Source organism: Polynucleobacter sp. AP-Capit-er-40B-B4 (genome assembly GCF_018882245.1).
Classification (GTDB): domain Bacteria; phylum Pseudomonadota; class Gammaproteobacteria; order Burkholderiales; family Burkholderiaceae; genus Polynucleobacter.
Genome location: NZ_JACVOV010000001.1, coordinates 125724 through 144853 on the forward strand (window position 1 = coordinate 125724; position 19130 = coordinate 144853).

Annotated in this window: 19 protein-coding genes; 2 read left to right on the forward strand and 17 right to left on the reverse strand. The window is 47.3% G+C overall.

The features are described 5' to 3' along the window. Positions 1-39 precede the first annotated feature (39 nt). Genes ICN19_RS00545 through ICN19_RS00555 form a run of 3 tightly spaced genes read right to left on the reverse strand, consistent with a single transcriptional unit; the run spans position 40 to position 2819 of the window. Positions 40-1128: a c-type cytochrome gene (locus ICN19_RS00545; RefSeq protein WP_216244821.1), complete on the reverse strand. Its 1089-nt coding sequence runs from the start codon at positions 1126-1128 to the stop codon at positions 40-42. Then, on the reverse strand, positions 1112-2512 hold the full coding sequence (soxC, locus tag ICN19_RS00550; protein ID WP_216244823.1) for a sulfite dehydrogenase: 1401 nt from the start codon (positions 2510-2512) through the stop codon (positions 1112-1114). The genes ICN19_RS00545 and soxC overlap by 17 nt, the downstream gene beginning before the upstream one ends. A gap of 19 nt (positions 2513-2531) precedes the next feature. Continuing rightward, positions 2532-2819, reverse strand: a complete 288-nt coding sequence (locus ICN19_RS00555; protein WP_216244825.1) for a metalloregulator ArsR/SmtB family transcription factor — start codon at positions 2817-2819, stop codon at positions 2532-2534. 155 nt (positions 2820-2974) lie between these two features. Between ICN19_RS00555 and modB the strand changes: the two genes are divergently transcribed. Further along, a complete protein-coding gene (gene modB / locus ICN19_RS00560) occupies positions 2975-3628 on the forward strand; it encodes a molybdate ABC transporter permease subunit (protein ID WP_216244834.1) in 654 nt (217 codons plus the stop codon). Continuing rightward, on the forward strand, positions 3628-4734 hold the full coding sequence (locus ICN19_RS00565; protein WP_216244835.1) for an ABC transporter ATP-binding protein: 1107 nt from the start codon (positions 3628-3630) through the stop codon (positions 4732-4734). The genes modB and ICN19_RS00565 overlap by 1 nt, the downstream gene beginning before the upstream one ends. Positions 4735-4738: 4 nt before the next feature. On the opposite strand, the gene ICN19_RS00570 is transcribed toward ICN19_RS00565, so the two are convergent. Genes ICN19_RS00570 through leuB form a run of 14 tightly spaced genes read right to left on the reverse strand, consistent with a single transcriptional unit; the run spans position 4739 to position 19120 of the window. Next, positions 4739-5359 (reverse strand): bifunctional 2-polyprenyl-6-hydroxyphenol methylase/3-demethylubiquinol 3-O-methyltransferase UbiG, encoded by a 621-nt coding sequence (locus tag ICN19_RS00570; protein WP_216244836.1) that lies wholly within the window; start codon positions 5357-5359, stop codon positions 4739-4741. A 30-nt stretch (positions 5360-5389) separates the two neighbouring features. Next, the gene (locus ICN19_RS00575; RefSeq protein WP_216244837.1) at positions 5390-6598 is read right to left on the reverse strand and encodes an O-succinylhomoserine sulfhydrylase; all 1209 of its coding nucleotides are present in this window, start codon (positions 6596-6598) and stop codon (positions 5390-5392) included. 60 nt (positions 6599-6658) lie between these two features. Further along, complete coding sequence (gene purF, locus ICN19_RS00580) at positions 6659-8197, reverse strand: amidophosphoribosyltransferase (RefSeq protein ID WP_216244838.1); 1539 nt, start codon at positions 8195-8197, stop codon at positions 6659-6661. A 4-nt stretch (positions 8198-8201) separates the two neighbouring features. Beyond that, complete coding sequence (locus ICN19_RS00585; protein WP_216244839.1) at positions 8202-8768, reverse strand: CvpA family protein; 567 nt, start codon at positions 8766-8768, stop codon at positions 8202-8204. After that, the gene (locus ICN19_RS00590; protein ID WP_216244841.1) at positions 8768-9583 is read right to left on the reverse strand and encodes an SPOR domain-containing protein; all 816 of its coding nucleotides are present in this window, start codon (positions 9581-9583) and stop codon (positions 8768-8770) included. Before ICN19_RS00590 ends, ICN19_RS00585 begins: the two co-directional genes overlap by 1 nt. Before the next feature lie 3 nt (positions 9584-9586). Then, entirely contained in the window at positions 9587-10912 is a 1326-nt protein-coding gene (gene folC / locus ICN19_RS00595) for a bifunctional tetrahydrofolate synthase/dihydrofolate synthase (RefSeq protein ID WP_216244843.1), read from the reverse strand. Positions 10913-10916: 4 nt separating this feature from the next. Continuing rightward, complete coding sequence (accD, locus tag ICN19_RS00600; RefSeq protein WP_068321394.1) at positions 10917-11804, reverse strand: acetyl-CoA carboxylase, carboxyltransferase subunit beta; 888 nt, start codon at positions 11802-11804, stop codon at positions 10917-10919. Between the two features lie 5 nt (positions 11805-11809). Then, positions 11810-12607, reverse strand: coding sequence for a tryptophan synthase subunit alpha (gene trpA, locus ICN19_RS00605; RefSeq protein WP_216244846.1), 798 nt, complete (start codon positions 12605-12607; stop codon positions 11810-11812). Positions 12608-12641: 34 nt separating this feature from the next. Continuing rightward, a complete protein-coding gene (gene trpB, locus ICN19_RS00610; protein ID WP_068321388.1) occupies positions 12642-13835 on the reverse strand; it encodes a tryptophan synthase subunit beta in 1194 nt (397 codons plus the stop codon). A 33-nt stretch (positions 13836-13868) separates the two neighbouring features. Then, the gene (locus ICN19_RS00615) at positions 13869-14543 is read right to left on the reverse strand and encodes a phosphoribosylanthranilate isomerase (RefSeq protein ID WP_216244848.1); all 675 of its coding nucleotides are present in this window, start codon (positions 14541-14543) and stop codon (positions 13869-13871) included. A 59-nt stretch (positions 14544-14602) separates the two neighbouring features. Beyond that, on the reverse strand, positions 14603-15433 hold the full coding sequence (gene truA, locus ICN19_RS00620) for a tRNA pseudouridine(38-40) synthase TruA (protein WP_216244858.1): 831 nt from the start codon (positions 15431-15433) through the stop codon (positions 14603-14605). A 1-nt stretch (position 15434) separates the two neighbouring features. Further along, a complete protein-coding gene (locus ICN19_RS00625; RefSeq protein WP_216244860.1) occupies positions 15435-16832 on the reverse strand; it encodes a FimV/HubP family polar landmark protein in 1398 nt (465 codons plus the stop codon). A 10-nt stretch (positions 16833-16842) separates the two neighbouring features. Then, the gene (gene asd, locus ICN19_RS00630) at positions 16843-18000 is read right to left on the reverse strand and encodes an aspartate-semialdehyde dehydrogenase (RefSeq protein ID WP_216244863.1); all 1158 of its coding nucleotides are present in this window, start codon (positions 17998-18000) and stop codon (positions 16843-16845) included. Positions 18001-18049: 49 nt separating this feature from the next. Next, complete coding sequence (leuB, locus tag ICN19_RS00635; protein WP_216244864.1) at positions 18050-19120, reverse strand: 3-isopropylmalate dehydrogenase; 1071 nt, start codon at positions 19118-19120, stop codon at positions 18050-18052. Between the last annotated feature and the right edge of the window lie 10 nt (positions 19121-19130).

Here is a 19130-nt window from a genome sequence, read left to right on the forward strand (position 1 = left end):
TATCAAATATAGCGGTATTTCAAAAAACCTTCTGCAAACCTATTGCCCGGTTAGCACCCAACGGACAAGAGTAGCTCTATCCTCGTCCGATAACTGCGCCTGTGGCGGCATTGGAATGGCTCCCCAAACCCCTGAACCACCATTTTTGACCTTAGCCATGAGCTTTTCTTGAGCCCCACTTTGACCCTTATATTTCGCTGCAATATCTGCAATCGACGGTCCTACCAACTTCGCATTAGGAGCATGACATGCAGAGCAGTTCTCATTTTTAAATAATGCGGCAGGGCCCTTCGTAGTTGCCGCATGTGTGTCCGCAGCATGAGCCAAGCCCTCACCCGAAGAACCGGGTAACTTATCAATTGGCGGCTTAGTCGAATCTGAGCCACGATACGGCCCATACAAACGATTTTGCTCGGCAATATTGCCATGGGCATTTCTGGCGAAGTCTGGAAGCGTAGAGCCAATTTGTACAAACTTCACGCAATTAGTCATGCAAGATGAACCATTCACGTCTGGTTTACCGTTCACGCTCCAGAAGCCATGATTGCGAGTCATGCCATTGCGATTTGGCATCTTCTTCTGCACATCAGCAATATTGGCATTACTTAGAACAAAATCGTCTGGAACGATTTCACCCAAACTCAAAATAAATGCAACTAATGCATATGTATCGTCTGGTGTTAATGATCTAGGAGCATTCCAAGGCATTGCACGATAGATGTAATCCCAGAGAGTAGAAACCGTAGGCACCTTCATCAAAGTAGTGCGCTGCGGTTGTTTGCGATCAGCAAGTGATGCTACCCTTCCAGTCTTAATATCATCGGTCGTTGTGCCGCCGGCAATCGGCGTAAAGATCTCATTCGATTCACCGAATACGCCGTGACAACTAGCGCATTTAGCCTCCCAAATGACTTGGCCTTGTGCTACCGAACCAGAGCCCTTTGGCAAACCTTTAAAGTCCGGGCGAACATCAATATCCCAAGCGATCACTTCGGCCGGTGTTGCATTGCGACCAATTCCAGGAAACTTTGCGGACCCCTGAGTGCTTTGCGCATAGGCTGCATTAGCAACCAGCACAGTCGCTAAGACTAGCCCTAGATGAGCAATTGATTTAACCAACTTGTACATTGCTCACCTCGCCATTTGAATCTAATTTCCAAGACTGTATTGCGTTGTTGTGATAAATCGAGCGATTGCCACGTGCATCGCGTAATGTCTTGATGGATGGCTGCACATAACCAGTGTCGTCAATTGCTCTTGACTGCAAAATTGCAGGTAAACCATCCCACACCCAATCAATATTGAAACGGGTAATTGATTTGGTGAGGACTGGAGTTTCTAAACGCGCTGTGCGCCAGTTATTGCCACCGTCAAAAGAAACATCTACACGTCTAATCTTGCCGCGACCTGACCAAGCCATGCCGCTGACGTTATAGAAACCTTTGTCCAGGAGCTGCTGGCCACCAGAAGGTGTAGTAATTACCGATTTGCATTCTTGAATCGATGCGTATTGGCGGTGCATACCATCTGGCATGAGCTCAATATAGTGAACCGCCTCGTCCTTGGCATTCCAAGGCATATCGCCAACTTCTAGACGACGCAACCATTTAACCCAGCTAACGCCCTGGACACCTGGCACTACTAAGCGCAATGGAAAACCGTTTTCTGGACGGAGCATCTCGCCGTTCATACTCCAGGCAACGATTGTGTCCTCAAGACAAGCCTCGAGATTAATTGTTCGAGTCATACCAGAACCATCGCCACCCTCTGCAAGCAAGAACTTGCCTTTTTTCAGATCAGCGCCGCACTCCTCCAGTAATACTTTGAGCGGTACACCTGTGAATTCGCAGCAAGACAACATGCCGTGTGTGTACTGCACTGTAGGTACGGCAACGTTACCCCACTCTAAACCAGTGTTAGCTCCACACTCAATAAAGTGAGTGCGAGAAACCGAAGGCAAACGCATCAAGTCGTTCATCGTAAAGACGCGAGCATTTTTCACCATACCGTTCACCATCAATCGATGGGTCTCAGGATTTAAGTTGTACCAACCTTGATGGTGACGTTCAAAGTGCAAACCGTTTGGTGTAATTGTTCCGAATAAGCCTTGCAAAGGTGTAAAGGCAACCGATGCTGCTGATACACGTGTTAAGCCTGGTGACTCACGGCGAATTAAATTAGCCTCATAAATAGACGGCACACCATAGGGCATGGTGGCAACGTTTTTACCAAGCGTTGTTTGCCATTCTTGTTTTTCCAAAATAGCGGGATCACCTTCGCCAGCAGCAAAGGCCATTGGCGCAGCTAAGCCGGCCGCTGCTCCACCCAAGGCTGAAAAGAAGCCCTTGCGCAAGAATCCACGGCGAGCCTCGTCCAAACCATTGGCATTAATGTCTGCAATTAATTCTTGGGAGACAAAGTGCTCAGGTGCCTTTACCAAGCGCGCTCTATTGGCGGGCTTCTCAACCACAGAGATATCCTTGGCACTCAATTCAATTTGCTTATTTGTCATAGAAACTTTTATATAAAAATTAATGGATACCTTCGGCAATCTTGGTACATACAGATTGGCACATATCAACCGTGGCATTGTCTGCGATCGAGTAATAAACGGTCACACCCTCTTTGCGCCTAAGCAAAATTCCCACTTTATGTAAAGCCAATAGATGTCTTGAAACATTAGCTTGGCTGGAGCCGCACATTTCCACAACTTCGGATACTGATTTTTCACCACTGCAGACTGCATACATGATGCGTAAACGAGAAGGTTCGGATAAAACATTGAAATAGGCGGCTACCTTAGAAAAAACTTTCTCCATTTGTTTTGGGGATAAGTTTTTTGTTGCTTTTTGCACCCTAGCTTTCATGCGGCCTATCTATATGTATATATGCGTATATATACATATTTAACCCTCAAGATAGACAACTTTATATAGTGAGATACCCTTACAGGATCTACAGATACAATCAATTTGTGGATATCGAAGCCCTTCTTCTCTCGCTAAAGCTGGCCATATGGACCCTGGTCCTCATCCTGCCATTTGGGGTCTGGGTGGCTCACTCACTTCAAGGCATGGGCAAGAGAAGATCCTGGATCGAAGCTGCCTTAGCACTGCCGCTGGTTTTACCCCCTACAGTTTTAGGCTATTACCTCTTGGTTGGATTGGGTGGAAAGAGCTTTTTTGGTACTCCCTTGGTTTTTTCCTTTACGGGCATTTTGATTGCCTCCTTGATTGTCAACCTGCCATTTGCCATTCAGCCAATTCAAAGGGCTTTTGAGGCAATCAATCCTGAGATTCGCGAAGCCGCCCAAGTAAGCGGACTCTCTAAGTGGCAAATTTTTCGCCTTATAGAGCTCCCCCTTGCTTGGCGCGGCATTACCAGCGCCGCCGTACTGACATTTGCACATACCCTGGGTGAGTTTGGAGTCATTCTCATGGTTGGTGGTGCAATTCCTGGGGAAACCAAGACAGTCTCTATTGCCATATACGACAAGGTTCAAAGTTTTGATACCGCTGGTGCTGGAGCTCTGTCGCTCATACTTTTGGGCACATCCTTAGTCGCAATCGCTCTTTCATATGGCGTATTCAGTCGCAATCCCTCGACTTCTAAAAAGTGGAGAGGCTAATGCTGAAAATCAAACTCTCCCAAAGCATTCCCAATCCTTTACAACTCAATATTGAATGCATGCCAGGTGAATTACACGCCTTAGTTGGCCCTTCAGGCAGTGGCAAAACAACCGCTTTGCGAACAATCGCTGGATTAAATCACGCTGAGAGTGGAAAAATTGAATGTGATGAGCAGTTATGGTTCGAGGCTAATGATGTCAGTGGCATCACTACCTCCTTGAGCCCGGCTGAGCGTTCGTGCGGATTCTTATTTCAGCAATACGCCCTCTTCCCGCATCTTAGTGCGCTAGAGAATGTATGTATTCCGCTTTACAACTCGGTTGCAGGACTTTCAGAGCGCAGATTACAAGGCCAACAATGGCTTAATCGCATGGGCATTGGTGAGCTATCAAACCGCATGCCAAACCAATTATCTGGAGGCCAACAGCAACGTGTTGCACTTGCTAGAGCATTGGCGCGCTCACCGAAAATTCTATTACTTGATGAACCTTTCTCTGCGGTAGATGCGCCCACCCGTCAAGGCCTCTACAAAACATTAGCCGAACTACGCAAAGATTTAAATATTCCCATCCTCTTGGTTACCCATGACCTGCGTGAAGCAGATTTGTTGGCAGATCGCATTACCGTTATTGATCAAGGAGTTGGTTTGCAAACTGCCCCGCCTCAAGTGCTATTTGACAGGCCCAGAAATTCCAGGGTTGCTGAATTGGTAGGTATAAGTAATAAGTTTGAAGGTATATTTTCTGCTGGGAAGTTAAGCTGGGACGGCAGCAATCGCATCTTTGATGTAGCGGATAAAGGTAAGATTCCGCCCAATACTCCTGTTGCATGGGTCATTCCAGCCGAAGGCTTAAGCCTTCATACGGATAAAAGCCCTCAAAATATTGAGGCAACTGTAGAGCAGATTGGTACGCTAGGTCAAATTGCAGTGATTCAACTTCGTACAATTGAAGGTGGGCATGTAATTGCTTGGGAAGCTTCGGCTGCTGAAGTGAAGCGACTCGCTTTAGATATCGGCAAGGAGACTTATCTCCATATCGATGGCAGCAAGATTCACATCATGCCGCTACGCCCCATCAATGACCCACGGCGCTTTACTAACTAAGCAATCAATTCTTTTTGGCTACCAAGCCCAAAATTGCAGACATACCCGTGTGTCTTGGACCTTCTGAGAGTTCTTTCTCATAACTCACTAATTCAAGTATCTGAAAGTCTTTAGCAAGGCTTCTAATTAACTCTTCTGTGTAGAGATGCTCAATTAAGCTTGGTCCACCAGTCTTGTATTCCAACTGCTTTGGTGTGTAGCCCTGCAGAATAAATAAGCCACCTGGCTTCAAGGCAGCATAGCTTTGTTTGAAGATACGTTCGCGCATTGCTGGATCAGCAAATTGGATAAAGATACCAATCACTGCATCATAAGTATTGGCTTGCCATGTAAAACTATCGGTATCCGAGAATGAATACTCAACCTCAACGTGATTGTCTTTGGCAAACTGCTTTGCTTTAGCTAGCGCGATATCAGACGCATCGAATCCAATAACTTGCATTCCTTGTTTAGCAAGCCAGACTCCGTTGCGCCCCTCGCCATCAGCGATACAAAGGACCTTATTTTTTGGCTTTAGATACTGATTTGCTTTTTCAACTAGATATTCATTTGGCTCTTTGCCAAAAATGAACTCCTCTTTATCAAAGCGCTCATTCCAGAACTGGGTTGCATCAGAAAAACTCATTGGAATATTCTTTTTGAACTTGAGTTTTATTTACTTTTTTAAGCCGCCAACCAAATCGTTCTTGAGGTCATTGATATTCTCTAGACCAACTGCAATACGAACTAAGCCATCTGTGATTCCGGCAGCTTTTCTGGCTTCAGGCGGCACGCGGCAATGCGTTGTTGTTGCTGGATTGGTGATGGTTGTGCGAGTGTCACCCAAGTTTGCAGTAATCGAGCAAAGCTTAGTTTGGTTAATGAGTTTGAACGCAGCCTTCTTTCCACCTTTGAGAGTGAATGACAGAATCGCCCCGCCCTCTTTTTGCTGGCGCTTAGCCAATGCATGTTGAGGATGCGACTTCAAGCCTGGATGGTATACACGCTCGACACCAGGCTGCTTCTCTAGCCATTGAGCTAAGGCGAGCGCATTCTGGCTTTGTTGTTTCATACGAAGCTCTAAAGTCTCTAGGCCCTTTAGGAATACCCAGGCATTAAATGCAGACAGCGTTGGGCCTGCGGTACGGACATATGGGAAAACTTTACCCATGATGAAGTCTTTGCTGCCCACAATCGCACCACCAACTACCCTACCTTGACCGTCTAAGTACTTAGTAGCCGAATGAATCACGACATCAGCACCAAGTGCCAATGGTTTTTGTAAGGCTGGCGTACAGAAGCAGTTGTCTACAGCAAATAGTGCTTTTGCTTTCTTGGCAATCTTTGAAATTGCTTTAATGTCCGCAATCTCAGTCAATGGATTGGAAGGCGTCTCTAGATAAAAGAGTTTGGTATTCGGTAGGACAGCAGCTTGCCATGACTTGGTATCAGCCAAATCAACATAAGTCGTCGTAATGCCAAAGCGACCCAAGATATTGGTGAACAACTGGATCGTTGCACCAAATACGGAGCGAGAGCAAACAACATGGTCACCTGCCTGCAGATGCGCCATCGCCAATGTCATGATCGCAGCCATTCCAGATGCGGTTGCAATACAAGCCTCGCCACCCTCAAGAGCAGCCAAGCGATCTTGGAACATACTCACCGTGGGATTAGTGAAGCGGGAATAGATAAAACCTTGATCGGCGTGAGCAAAACCGTCGGCTGCTAATTCAGCGCTATCAAAGCAAAAGCTTGAAGTGAGAAACATTGCCTCGGAGTGTTCTTGATATTCAGCAGTACGACGTGTGCCAGCGCGGACCGCTAGAGTCTCTAGGGCCAACTTAGAAAAATCAGGTTTTTTGCGTGTGGTTTTGCTCTTCATGATGCTATTTTGACACCGAATTGAGGAATTGCCTCGTGTGAGGCAATATCCTGTCGCTTTTTAGTCTTCGGTTGCTAAATGCAGGTGAAGCTGGGAGCGAGCGAAGTCACTCGAATCCTTTTGACGGTCAGCCTTAGCAGCTGAAGTATTTCTGGCGGCTTCTAAAGCATCCAAATAGGACTCGGTAATGTCGCCCGTGACATAGAAGCCATCAAAGCAAGATGCCTCGAAGTTCTGAATGTCCGGATTAACATCCCTTACTGCCTGCTTCATGTCTTCAATACTTTGATAGATGAGTTGATCAGCGCCAATCATCTTGTTGATTTCTTCATCAGTGCGGCCATAAGCAACCAATTCACTACGTGTAGGCATATCAATGCCATAGACGTTCGGGAAACGTACTGGAGGCGCAGCAGAGGCAAAGATCACTTTCTTGGCACCAGATTCGCGAGCCATTTGTACGATCTCGAAGGAGGTAGTTCCGCGCACGATAGAGTCATCTACGATCAGTACAGTCTTATCTTTAAACTCGATACGCATCGCATTGAGTTTTTGACGAACTGACTTCTTACGAACAGCCTGCCCCGGCATGATGAAGGTACGACCGATGTAACGGTTTTTAAAGAAGCCTTCGCGATAGTCAACACCTAAATTCTTGGCTACCTGCATTGCTGCTGGACGGCTAGAGTCCGGAATCGGCATCACCACATCGATCTCGTCGACATTGGTCTCTTTGCGAATCTTCTCAGCCAAGTAATCACCCATGCGCATGCGCACGTTATAGACGGTGACACCATCAATGGTGGAGTCTGGACGAGCCATATAGACATACTCAAAGATGCAAGGAGTAAGCACTGCATTAGGCACGCACTGACGTGAATAGAAATTACCATCTAAATCGATGTAGATTGCCTCGCCTGGATTGACGTCACGCACAAATGTGAAGCCCAAACCTTCGAGAGCAACAGACTCAGATGCAATCATCCACTCAGGGCCTTGTGGCGTATCAATACGTCCGATACAAAGAGGGCGAATACCGTACTGATCACGGAAAGCCAACAAACCATAGCCAGCAATTAAAGCCACAACTGCATATGAACCTTTAACACGACCGGTAACGCCAGTGACTGCATTAAACATCGCGCCCTCATCGAGAGCCGCACTATTGGTTTCTTTTTGTAATTCGTCAGCCAATACGTTCAGCAATACTTCGGTATCGGAACTCGTATTGATGTGACGGCGATCACGATAAGCCATCTCAACACGCAGACTTGGTGCATTTGTCAGATTGCCGTTGTGCGCCAAGATGATGCCGTATGGTGCGCTGACATAAAAAGGTTGCGCCTCTTCTTCGCTGCTTGCTGAGCCAGCAGTTGGGTAACGCACCTGACCAATACCCGCATTGCCTACTAGGCTGCGCATATTGCGTGTTCTGAAAACATCTCGTACTAAGCCGTTGGCTTTATGCATCGTGAACGAATTACCGTTCATCGTTGCAATACCTGCAGCATCTTGACCGCGATGTTGCAAAAGCAACAAGGCATCATAGAGAAGTTGATTTACTGGTGAGTGGGAAACAGTTCCGACGACGCCGCACATATCTCTAGATTCCTATTGTTATTTTAGGAGTAATGGTAGGGGTAACCTTGGGCATAGCATCACCCAATTGCTTTGCCCAGTCAGCAGGAAGCCAACCTTTAATTAAACCGGTTGCCATATCAATTGCTGGTCTGGTAATGGCATTCTTCCAGGCCATACTTTGCGGAATGGGAGTGAGCGCAGCCAAGGTGGCAAGCACTACAACAATCAAGCCACCACGAATCACACCAAAAATCAAACCCAAGAAACGGTCAGTTAAGCTCAGGCCTACTGACAAGATAATTCTTTGCACTACCCCACCAAACAAGCCACAAACAATGAGTGTCAATATAAAGAGAATAAGGAAACTTATACCCAAACTAAGCAACTCATCTAGGTGAAATGTAGACAGCCATTCTGTAGAAAGATAATTGCTGTAGTGATAAGCAACCCAAGCTGCAGCAAACCAAGAAGCTAAAGCAAGCACCTCTTTAAACAACCCGCGAGAGATGCCGACCAATGCCGATACCAGGAGCACAACTAGGGTGAAGTAATCCACCGATGTTAGCTTGAGGGTGGATAAGTATTCCATTACTGCTTACCGGATTCGACAAGTCTTGGTGACAGACCCATCGCCTTAATTTTCTTTTCCGCTGCTTCAGCGGCGTCTTTATCGGTGTATGGTCCTGCGCGCAGCACATACAACTTGGTCCCATCAGTACCAGTCTTGTTTAAGACGTAGTTTGGAATCTTTTGATCTTTTAGTTTTGCAATCCAACCTTTAGCGCGCTCTTCCGATGCAAAAGCACCGATCTGAATAACGTACTTGCCCGAACCGTTTGTAGTCGCAGGTTTGGTTGTCTCGTCTGTTTTAGGTTTGTCTGCTTTGGGAGCGGTAGCAGCAACCACCTCTTCCCCGGCAGCTAAACCCAAAGTGCCAGATTTATTTGCTGCAGGGGCTGCTGGTTTAACTTCAGCCTTGGTGTCCGGTTTAGTTTCTGGCTTTACTTCTGGCGCAGGTACGGGTGCAGCTGCCACCTTAGAAGATTCTTTAGCAGCCTCAACAGGCGCTTCTGCTTTTGGCTTTTCTTCAGGCTTGGTTTCAGCACCAGGAATAGGTAAGCTGGTTACGATATTTACAGCGATATCATTTGGAGCTAACTTTGGTTTGCTGTCCAAAATACGAGGCAGGCCAACCACTGCAATTAAGACCAATACAGCTGCGCCTATAAGACGATGACGCGCTCTTTGTTGTTCTGGATCTTCGGTTAGGGCCAACTCTTCAGCTTCTGCTGCACGCTGAAAACTACGTGGTGCCGCTCTTTTGGCGGTGCGACCACCCCTTGAATCAAATTCAAGGTCATCAGACTGGGTTTTTCGCTTAAAAAAGCTTGGTAAACGAATCATGGATCAGTGGGCCTGGTTGTTTCGGTAAGTCATTACGCCTGCAACGGTATAGAAGGATCCGAAGGTGACAATTCTATCACCCTCACCAGCCTGAGATAGCGCTTTTTGATACGCTAAAGCGGGATTTTCAAAGATTTCGATGCCGCCATCTGACCCATTTTTAGGCTTTACACCCATGCTTTCAAGCTTCTGAGCTAGGAACTGCCCTGAAGCTGCCCTAGCTGTCGGCAAATCCGTGCAAAACCAGAAATCTACGATATTCAGAAGGGGTTTGATGACGCCTTCGATGTCTTTGTCGGCCATTGCCCCAAAAATGGCATAGGTATAGGGGTGATAGCCCATCTTATCCAGGCCCTGAGCCAAGGTAGCAGCAGCATGGGGGTTGTGAGCCACATCCAAAACGACCGTAGGCTGGCCAGGAAGGACCTGAAAGCGACCAGGCAACTCCACTAGAGCAAAGCCATTACGTATGTCTTGAGCACTTACAGGCAAGCGCTGATGCAGCGCCATTAAGGCAGCAATAACAGCGGATGCATTGAGAATCTGATTGGCGCCGCGGAGGGCTGGATAACCAAGTCCGCTAAAGCGCTTATTACGCCCGGCCCAACCCCATTGCTGTTTATCGCCCTGGAAGTTGTAATCACGTCCCTGCAACCAAAGATCGCAACCTAACTTTTCAGCATGGTCAATGAGTGTTTGTGGAGGCACAGGGTCACCGCATACCGCAATGTGACCCGGGCGGAATATGCCCGCCTTCTCCAAACCAATCGCTTCTCGTGTACCACCTAAGAAATCCGCATGATCAATATCAATACTAGTAACGATGGCGCAGTCAGCATCAATAATATTGACCGCATCTAAACGTCCACCCATACCTACTTCTAATACAACGGCATCCAAATTCGACTTGGAAAAAAGATGCATGATGGCTAAAGTGGTGAATTCAAAATAGGTCAACGTTGGCGCATCAACCAAACTAACGCGTGCATTCTCTACGGCAGCGAAATGCTCAAGCAAGATATTGTCTTTAACATCCTCGCCATTGATACGAGCGCGCTCATTAAACTGCAGAAGATGTGGTGAAGTGTGGCAACCAACGCGATAACCGGATGCGAGGAGAATGCTTTCCAAGAAGGCGCAAGTGGAACCTTTGCCATTAGTACCAGCAACCGTAATCACCGGACAATCGAAATGCAAATCTAATGCGGCCTTCACACGATTGATGCGCTCAAGCCCCATGTCGATACCGACAGGGTGAGCAGTTTCGAGGTGGCTAAGCCAAGCCTCTAGGCTAGAAAATAAAATGGGGGCTTGATGTGCGGAGCTCAAGCGCTTAAACGGCTGCGCTACCCGCTATTGCAGGCTCAGGAAGCTTTTGCAGCAAAGCCAGCAAACGGGCAATTTCACCACGCATCTGACGACGATCAACAATCATGTCAATGCCGCCCTTTTGCATTAAGAATTCTGAACGTTGAAATCCCTCTGGTAATTTCTCACGTACAGTTTGCTCAATCACGCGGGGACCAGCAAAACCAATCAAAGCTTTAGGCTCAGCCATTACAACGTCGCCCATAAAGGCAAAGCTCGCGGAGATACCACCCATCGTTGGGTCGGTAAGAACGCTGATGTAAGGCAAACCTTTTTTAGCCAACAAGGTCAACATCGAGTTGGTCTTAGCCATCTGAAACAGAGATAACAAACTCTCTTGCATACGAGCTCCGCCGGTAGCGGTAACGCAAATAAATGCACACTTCTTATTAATCGCTTCTTGGACGCCGCGTGCAAAACGTTCACCCACTACAGAGCCCATTGAGCCGCCCATGTATTGGAATTCAAAACATGCTGCAACTACAGGAATCGTTTCAATCTTGCCGCCCATTACAATTAGAGCTTCAGATTCACCAGAAGCATCGTTCGCTTCTTTAATGCGATCTGGATATTTTTTAGAATCTTTGAACTTCAGTGGATCGGTTGGATAAATATCAGCGCCAATTTCATAGCGACCTTTTTCATCTAGCAGACTATCTAAGCGCAGACGAGCGCCGATACGCATATGGTGGCTACATTTTGGGCAAACAGATAAATTGGCTTCGATGTCAGTGCTATAGAGAACCGTTTCACAACCAGGGCACTTAACCCACAATCCTTCAGGAACTGATTTGCGATTCGCAGGATCAGTGTGTTGAATTTGGGGTGGGAGTAATTTATCTATCCAGCTCATTAGTTTTAACTATCCAATGCGTCGCGAATCTCACGAATGAAGGTTTCCAGTGATTGTACCGCCTGGCCAGGGGGCGCATCCTCTAAAAGGCGAATAATTCGGCTACCAATGACCACAGCATCAGCACTGGCCGACACAGCCTTGGCGCTAGCGGCATCGCTAATTCCGAAGCCTACAGCGATTGGGATATCCGTTTCTTCGCGGATTTTCGGGATGATGCTGGCTACGTCCTGGGTATTGAGGTGGGATGCACCTGTAACGCCCCGCATAGAAACGTAATAGATATAACCAGAAGCTATTTTGGCAGCTTCTTTTATGCGCTCATGTGATGAAGTGGGTGCCAACAAGAAAATCGGATCAATGCCAGCAACGCGCATACGAGCGGCAAAATCAACACACTCCTCTGGAGGGTAATCAACCACTAGTACACCATCAACACCGGCAGCTTTTGCTTCAGTCGCAAAACGCTCCGCTCCCATTTGCTCAACTGGATTTGCATAGCCCATCAACACCACTGGAGTGTTGGCGTCCCTCTTACGAAACTCCTTCACCATCTCTAAGCAAGTATGCAAAGTGACGCCATGCGTTAATGCGCGCTCTGATGATCTTTGAATGACAGGGCCATCAGCCATTGGATCCGAAAATGGCACGCCTAATTCAATCACACTTGAACCACCGCGCACCAATGCATGCATTAACTCAACGGTTTGCTTTGGATCTGGGTCGCCAGCAGTGATGAAAGGAATCAATCCTTTTTTGCCTGTAGCTTTTAGTTCCTTAAAGAGTGCAGTAATTTTTGACATAGCTATTTTATTTTTCTATTTTTATTTTTTCTTTTTAGCCTTCGGAGCCAGTTGCTTGAGCAACGGTATGCATATCTTTATCACCACGACCCGATAGATTTACCAAGATCGTTTTGTCTTTTGGCAATGTCTTAGCCAGCTTGCAGGCATAGGCGATAGCGTGAGAAGACTCAAGTGCAGGAATGATGCCTTCAATACGGCAACAGTCATGGAATGCTTGCAATGCTTCTTCGTCTGTAATTGCCACATAGTCTGCGCGACCAGAATCTTTTAACCAGGCATGTTCGGGACCGACTCCTGGGTAGTCCATGCCAGCAGAAACAGAATGGGTTTCAGAGATCTGACCATTCTCATCTTGCAATAAGTAAGTGCGGTTGCCATGCAATACACCCGGCTTACCGACGCATAACGCTGCAGAATGCAAACCGCTTCCTAAGCCATGACCCGCTGCCTCAACACCAACCAGTTTGACTTCTGGGTAATCAATGTATGGATAGAAAATACCCATGGCATTTGAACCACCGCCCACACAAGCGAGAACGAAGTCCGGTTGACGACCAGTCATCTCCGGCATTTGTACTTTGCACTCTTCACCAATTACGCTTTGAAAATCTCTCACCATCATTGGATAAGGATGTGGTCCTGCAACGGTACCAATAATGTAGAAAGTGTTATCAACGTTTGTAACCCAATCGCGCATCGCTTCGTTGAGTGCATCTTTCAAAGTCTTAGTACCGGATTCCACTGGAACGACTTTGGCGCCGAGCAACTTCATGCGGAATACGTTTTGCGCTTGACGAGCTACGTCAACAGAGCCTTGATAAACCGTACAGTCCAAGCCAAAGCGGGCGCAGATAGTAGCAGTGGCAACGCCATGCTGCCCCGCTCCAGTCTCAGCAATGATGCGAGGCTTGCCCATACGCTTAGCCAACATGGCTTGGCCAATCACGTTATTGATCTTGTGTGCGCCAGTGTGATTTAAATCTTCACGCTTGAGATAGATCTGCGCACCACCGAGCATTTCACTCCAACGCTTAGCGTGATAGACCGGTGATGGTCTACCTACAAAGTGTTTGAGTTCGTAATGAAACTCTTCAATGAATTCTGGATCGTGTTGATATTTTGCATAAGCCTCTTTGAGCTCATCCAATGCATACATCAATGTCTCAGAAACAAATACGCCACCATAGGGACCAAAGTGTCCTCGTGCATCTGGCTTATCGTACATAACTACCTCTTTTGATTTGGTTACAGCAAATTATTAGGATGATGTTTTCGCATCTGCTGCGCGCACTGCTTGAATAAATTGAGCCATGAGCGCAGGGTCTTTAACACCCCTGCTGATTTCTACGCCACTACTGACGTCAACCGCGCAAGGATGCAGGCGAGCAATCGCTTCGCCCACGTTGTGCACGTTCAATCCACCACTCAAAACGACCCGAGGCGCGTTTTCGCTTACCCATGTCTGCGGTATTCCTTGCCAATCAAAAGGAACGCCTCCGCCACCATATCCCTCGACGAGGGCATCCAGCAGAAAAGCGTTTGCTTGGCCATATTGTAGGGAAAAATCATCAAAAGCGAAGCCTGTTCCTACGCGGGCGGCCTTCATCCAGGGCTCCCCAGCAGCAAGCTGGGCACAGCGCTCTGGGGTCTCATCCCCATGAAACTGCCATAAGGTGATCGAGGCAGCAGCTCGAATAGCGGCAAATTGCTCATCTGTAGCGTTTACAACCAATCCAACGGCATCCACCCCTGCTGGGAGCCTAGAAATGAGCTGGGCAGCGATATTGGGGCTGACAGCGCGCACACTTGGCGGGTAAAAGACGAAGCCAACCGCATCCACGCCTGCGGCAACGGCTGAATCCACGTCAGCAGATGTCTTTAAACCGCAGATTTTGACCCTAGTTCGGCCGGGAGAATATGTCAGTAAGCCCATAAATGAATGATAAGGCCTGGGGCCTATTATTACTTTTGCTCTTTCTTTTGTTCTTTCTTTTACTTCCCGATAACCTTAGCCGGTAGCCAGGAGTTTTCTAGCCATGGCTGTGGAATAGCAAATTCCTCGGGATAAGTAATTTTGGCCAAGTACAGACCATCCGCCATAAAGGTCGGGGCAGCAATTTGCCGATTCTTGGCTGCTAGCACTTCCGTCATCCACTCTGGCTTTTGTCTGCCCTGCCCGATTTGCAAAAAGCACCCAACAATATTGCGGATCATATGATGCAAAAAGGCATTTCCACGGATCCGGAAATAAACCCAAGGCTGCTCAGAAATAATCTCAATGGAGTAAATCGTTTTTACTGGAGTTTTACTCTGACATTCGGATGAGCGAAATGAACTGAAGTCATGCTCGCCAATTAAACATTCAGCGGATTTTTTCATTGCATCCACGTCGAGGCACTGACCTGGCGGCAGCATTAAATATCCAGCACGCGAATGCGACATCGGCGAGCGACATGGCCCAGCCTGAAGCGCATAGATATATTCGCGCTCATAAGCTGAGAAACGCGCACTGAATTCATTGGAAACGGGTTTTGCCCAATTCACCACAATCGATGGCGGCAAGAAAGAGTTCACACCCCTCACCCAAGAAAAATCTTCCCGCTCGACATTGGTATCAAAGTGCACAACCTGCCCCAGAGCATGAACTCCAGTATCAGTTCTACCTGCGGTGATGGTATGAATGGGATGCTCTGCACTCGCCTGCTCACCAACAAAAGCAGAGATTGCTTTTTCTAATTCGTCTTGTACGGTGTTGTGATTAACCTGAGTTTGCCAGCCAGAATATGGGCTGCCATCATACTGAAGGCCAAGGGCTATACGCATATTAGGTATTGCGATGCGAGATTTCTGCCAACAAGCCCTGCGCTTCAATAGTGATTGCGGGATCAACAGAATTGCTGATTCTCAGCACTTCTTCTAAAGATTTCCTCGCAGCAGAAAAATCCTCAATCGTGATGTAAGCGCGAGCCAAATTAAGTTTGACGCGCAAGGTATCCGCTAGAGGATTAGAAGCTGGGATTGTCGTAACCGATGGTGCCGCATTTGCTGGTTTTGAAAGATCAAGATCGATTCCCTCAAACAATGCTTTAGCGCGGGCCGGCATTTCAAAAGGAGATCCTGACGCAGGCTTCTCTTCTTGGTGCCTCTCTTTATTGCCTGCGTGTTGATTTTTGGCATGAAAGCTTGGAACCTCTGAGCGACGCGCATTGCGAGCCAAGCCCCACAGCAGTAACCCAGTTAATGCGATTAAGCCAATAGCCAAAATGGCTGGGCCAAAGCCACCTAAACCAAAATTACTATCTACCGCCTTCTTCTCTTTTGACTTATCTAAAAGTCTTTGTAGATCGGCAATATTCTTTTCTAATTCAGCGACACGAGCTTTAGTTTGCTCGAGCATCTTCTCTTGAGCGACCAACTCTTCAGTGTATCGACGCTCTTGCTCGTTACCCTCAGCGCTTGAACCAATCTTTAAGCGATCTTTAGGAGCCACTTCGCCCGGCTTGGCGGCATTGGATCCAGCGCCCCCATTGGAACCTTTGTCACCATGCTCAGTACGCCATTGCTCATTGGCATCCGCAACAAATTGATTTGCTTCTGCAGGGCTGATTGAGCGCAACAAGGCCTGGCTTGGTTTAGTTAACTCAGCACCTGCAGCCAGGCGATTAATACTACCGCTAGCAAAAGCATCCGGATTGGCTTTATACAAAGCCATCATGGTTTGGTCGAGAGTAGCGCCCTCTAGTTGAGGCGCTATGGTCGCCGCAATCTCAGATAAGGTTTGGCCTGGCTTTACAGTGATTTTTTGTACATCACCCAGCAATAAAGTAAATGTCTTGGTCAGACTTCCGCTCGACCAATTGAGATTGACCAATACATCTAGAAATGGATCATCTGTCATGGGAACAGAGTCAACGGTTTCAACGAGCACCATTAACCGCTCTTGACGATTGCGATACACCATCGCCTGTGGATTTAACTGCAGTATCTTTTGAGAGATTCCGAGGCGCTCATATGCAGCCTTATTTGGCATCGACACATTCAGAGTCGAAAGAGCGCTCTGCTCATCAGCTCCCATTCGAATAGGAATTTCTACTCGTAATGGCTCACCTGGACGAGACTGAAGTTGTGGCGCACCTAAGGAGATTGCAGCGGCGTTGAAAGACCAGCTAAGCAAAACAAAGCTAAGAAGCTTTAAAAAGCTCAGCTGGCAAATGCGGTACATAAAGAAGGGATTACTTTTCTAGCAGAATGCGGAGCATACGACGCAATGGCTCAGCAGCACCCCACAGGAGTTGGTCGCCCACCGTGAATGCACCCAAGTACTCTGGGCCCATTGCCATCTTATGCAAACGACCAATAGGTACAGTCAATGTGCCGCTGATAGCTGCGGGAGATAAATCACGCTCAGTAGTTTCGCGATCATTTGGCACCACTTTGACCCACTGATTATCCGCAGCCAAAATTGCTTCAATCTCTTTAAGTGGAATATCTTTTTTGAGCTTTACAGTCAAACCTTGTGAGTGACAACGCATTGCACCAACACGCACACATAAACCATCAATTGGAATGCTGCCTGGTGAACGGAATGCAGGACGACCCAAGATCTTATTGAACTCAGCGCCACCCTTCCACTCTTCTTTAGTTTGACCGTTCTCAACAGGTACATCGATCCAAGGAATCAAGCTACCTGCTAATGCTGTATTACGGAAATTTTTCTTCGGAAAATCTGCTGAACGCAATGTCTCAGTAACTTTGCGATCAATATCCAAAATCCATGAAGATGGATCAGCCAATTCAGTAGCCACGCTGTCACGCAATGCGCCCATTTGCAAGAGCAACTCACGCATATTCTGCGCACCAGCACCAGAAGCTGCTTGGTAAGTCATGGCGCTAATCCATTCAACCATGTCAGCCTTCACCAGACCGCCCATAGCCATCATCATCAAACTCACAGTGCAATTGGCACCGATCCAATTCTTACCACCAGCAGCCAAAGCTTTATCAATCACCGGACGATTCACTGGGTCCAAGACCAATACAGCGTCATCTTTCATGCGCAACGCACTTGCAGCATCAATCCAATGGCCATTCCACCCTGCAGCACGTAGCTTAGGGAAGATGTCGTTGGTGTAGTCGCCACCCTGGCATGTCAAGATGATGTCGCAACGTGACAACGCCTTGATGTCATTCGCATCTTGCAAAGTACTTTCGCTCTTAGTAACTTTTTGACCATTGAGGAGTGGCACTTCACCGCCAGCTTGGCTGGTACTAAAAAATACTGGCTCAATCAGATCGAAATCTTTCTCAGCCAGCATTCTCTCCATGAGAACGCTACCAACCATACCGCGCCAGCCAACTAAACCAACCAAAGGTGTTTTTGTATTTGCCATGATGTTAACTATCTAGTGAATTTGATTTCTATATACGTTTTTTTGTTTCTTATGAAAGTGCTGCTACAACAGCATCGCCCATTTCAATGGTTGATACTTTTTTCGTGCCTTCGGTATAAATATCAGCCGTACGCAATCCTTGCGCCAATACTTTCTGAACCGCCTTTTCAATGCGGTCCGCCTCAGCAGGCATCCCCAAGGAATAGCGCAACATCATGGCAGCAGACAAAATCGTTGCCAATGGATTGGCGATGCCTTTACCGGCAATATCGGGCGCAGAGCCATGACTTGGCTCATACAAGCCTTTATTGTTCTTATCCAAAGAGGCAGAAGGCAACATACCAATCGAGCCAGTCAACATAGCTGCTTCGTCAGACAGAATGTCACCAAACAAATTACCAGTGACCACTACGTCAAATGCCTTAGGCGCTTTAACCAACTGCATTGCGGCGTTATCCACATACATATGTGACAACTCAACGTCTGGATACTCTTTTGAAATACGAATCATCACCTCACGCCAAAGTTGTGAAGTTTCCAATACGTTCGCTTTATCAACGCTGCATACTTTCTTGCCGCGCTTGCGTGCAGCTTGAAAAGCAACATGTCCAATACGCTCTACTTCTGGCTCGCTATAGTGCATAGTGTCAAAGCCTTCACGAGCACCCTTAAATAAAGGTAACTCTGAAGTACGAATACCGCGCGGCTGACCAAAATAAATATCGCCATTGAGTTCACGCACAATCAAGATATCTAAGCCACCAATAATTTCTGGCTTAAGACTTGATGCAGCAGTCAGTTCTGGGTAGCAAATCGCCGGTCTGAAGTTGGCAAACAACTCTAAATGTTTACGCAAACCTAAGATCGCTTGTTCAGGACGTAGTTCGCGCGCAAGGGTGTCGTACTTCCAATCACCTACCGCACCAAACAAAATAGCATCGGCTTTTTTAGCTAGCTCTAATGTTGCCGGTGGTAAAGGATGGCCAGCAACGTCATAAGCAGCCCCACCAACTGGAGCTTCTTCTAAATCAAACTTCGGGCCAATGGCCTGGAGAACTCGAACGGCTTGAGCAACGATTTCCGGGCCGATACCATCGCCCGGTAGAACTGCAATTTTCATGAAAGGCCTT

What these genes read in the sequence shown, in the direction of transcription:
- ICN19_RS00545 (WP_216244821.1), bottom strand. Translation starts at nt 1,128, where the DNA reads ATGTACAAGTTGGTTAAATCAATTGCTCATCTAGGGCTAGTCTTAGCG.
- soxC (WP_216244823.1), bottom strand. Translation starts at nt 2,512, where the DNA reads ATGACAAATAAGCAAATTGAATTGAGTGCCAAGGATATCTCTGTGGTT.
- ICN19_RS00555 (WP_216244825.1), bottom strand. Translation starts at nt 2,819, where the DNA reads ATGGAGAAAGTTTTTTCTAAGGTAGCCGCCTATTTCAATGTTTTATCC.
- ICN19_RS00565 (WP_216244835.1), top strand. Translation starts at nt 3,628, where the DNA reads ATGCTGAAAATCAAACTCTCCCAAAGCATTCCCAATCCTTTACAACTC.
- ICN19_RS00570 (WP_216244836.1), bottom strand. Translation starts at nt 5,359, where the DNA reads ATGAGTTTTTCTGATGCAACCCAGTTCTGGAATGAGCGCTTTGATAAA.
- ICN19_RS00575 (WP_216244837.1), bottom strand. Translation starts at nt 6,598, where the DNA reads ATGAAGAGCAAAACCACACGCAAAAAACCTGATTTTTCTAAGTTGGCC.
- purF (WP_216244838.1), bottom strand. Translation starts at nt 8,197, where the DNA reads ATGTGCGGCGTCGTCGGAACTGTTTCCCACTCACCAGTAAATCAACTT.
- ICN19_RS00585 (WP_216244839.1), bottom strand. Translation starts at nt 8,768, where the DNA reads ATGGAATACTTATCCACCCTCAAGCTAACATCGGTGGATTACTTCACC.
- ICN19_RS00590 (WP_216244841.1), bottom strand. Translation starts at nt 9,583, where the DNA reads ATGATTCGTTTACCAAGCTTTTTTAAGCGAAAAACCCAGTCTGATGAC.
- accD (WP_068321394.1), bottom strand. Translation starts at nt 11,804, where the DNA reads ATGAGCTGGATAGATAAATTACTCCCACCCCAAATTCAACACACTGAT.
- trpA (WP_216244846.1), bottom strand. Translation starts at nt 12,607, where the DNA reads ATGTCAAAAATTACTGCACTCTTTAAGGAACTAAAAGCTACAGGCAAA.
- trpB (WP_068321388.1), bottom strand. Translation starts at nt 13,835, where the DNA reads ATGTACGATAAGCCAGATGCACGAGGACACTTTGGTCCCTATGGTGGC.
- ICN19_RS00615 (WP_216244848.1), bottom strand. Translation starts at nt 14,543, where the DNA reads ATGGGCTTACTGACATATTCTCCCGGCCGAACTAGGGTCAAAATCTGC.
- truA (WP_216244858.1), bottom strand. Translation starts at nt 15,433, where the DNA reads ATGCGTATAGCCCTTGGCCTTCAGTATGATGGCAGCCCATATTCTGGC.
- ICN19_RS00625 (WP_216244860.1), bottom strand. Translation starts at nt 16,832, where the DNA reads ATGTACCGCATTTGCCAGCTGAGCTTTTTAAAGCTTCTTAGCTTTGTT.
- asd (WP_216244863.1), bottom strand. Translation starts at nt 18,000, where the DNA reads ATGGCAAATACAAAAACACCTTTGGTTGGTTTAGTTGGCTGGCGCGGT.
- leuB (WP_216244864.1), bottom strand. Translation starts at nt 19,120, where the DNA reads ATGAAAATTGCAGTTCTACCGGGCGATGGTATCGGCCCGGAAATCGTT.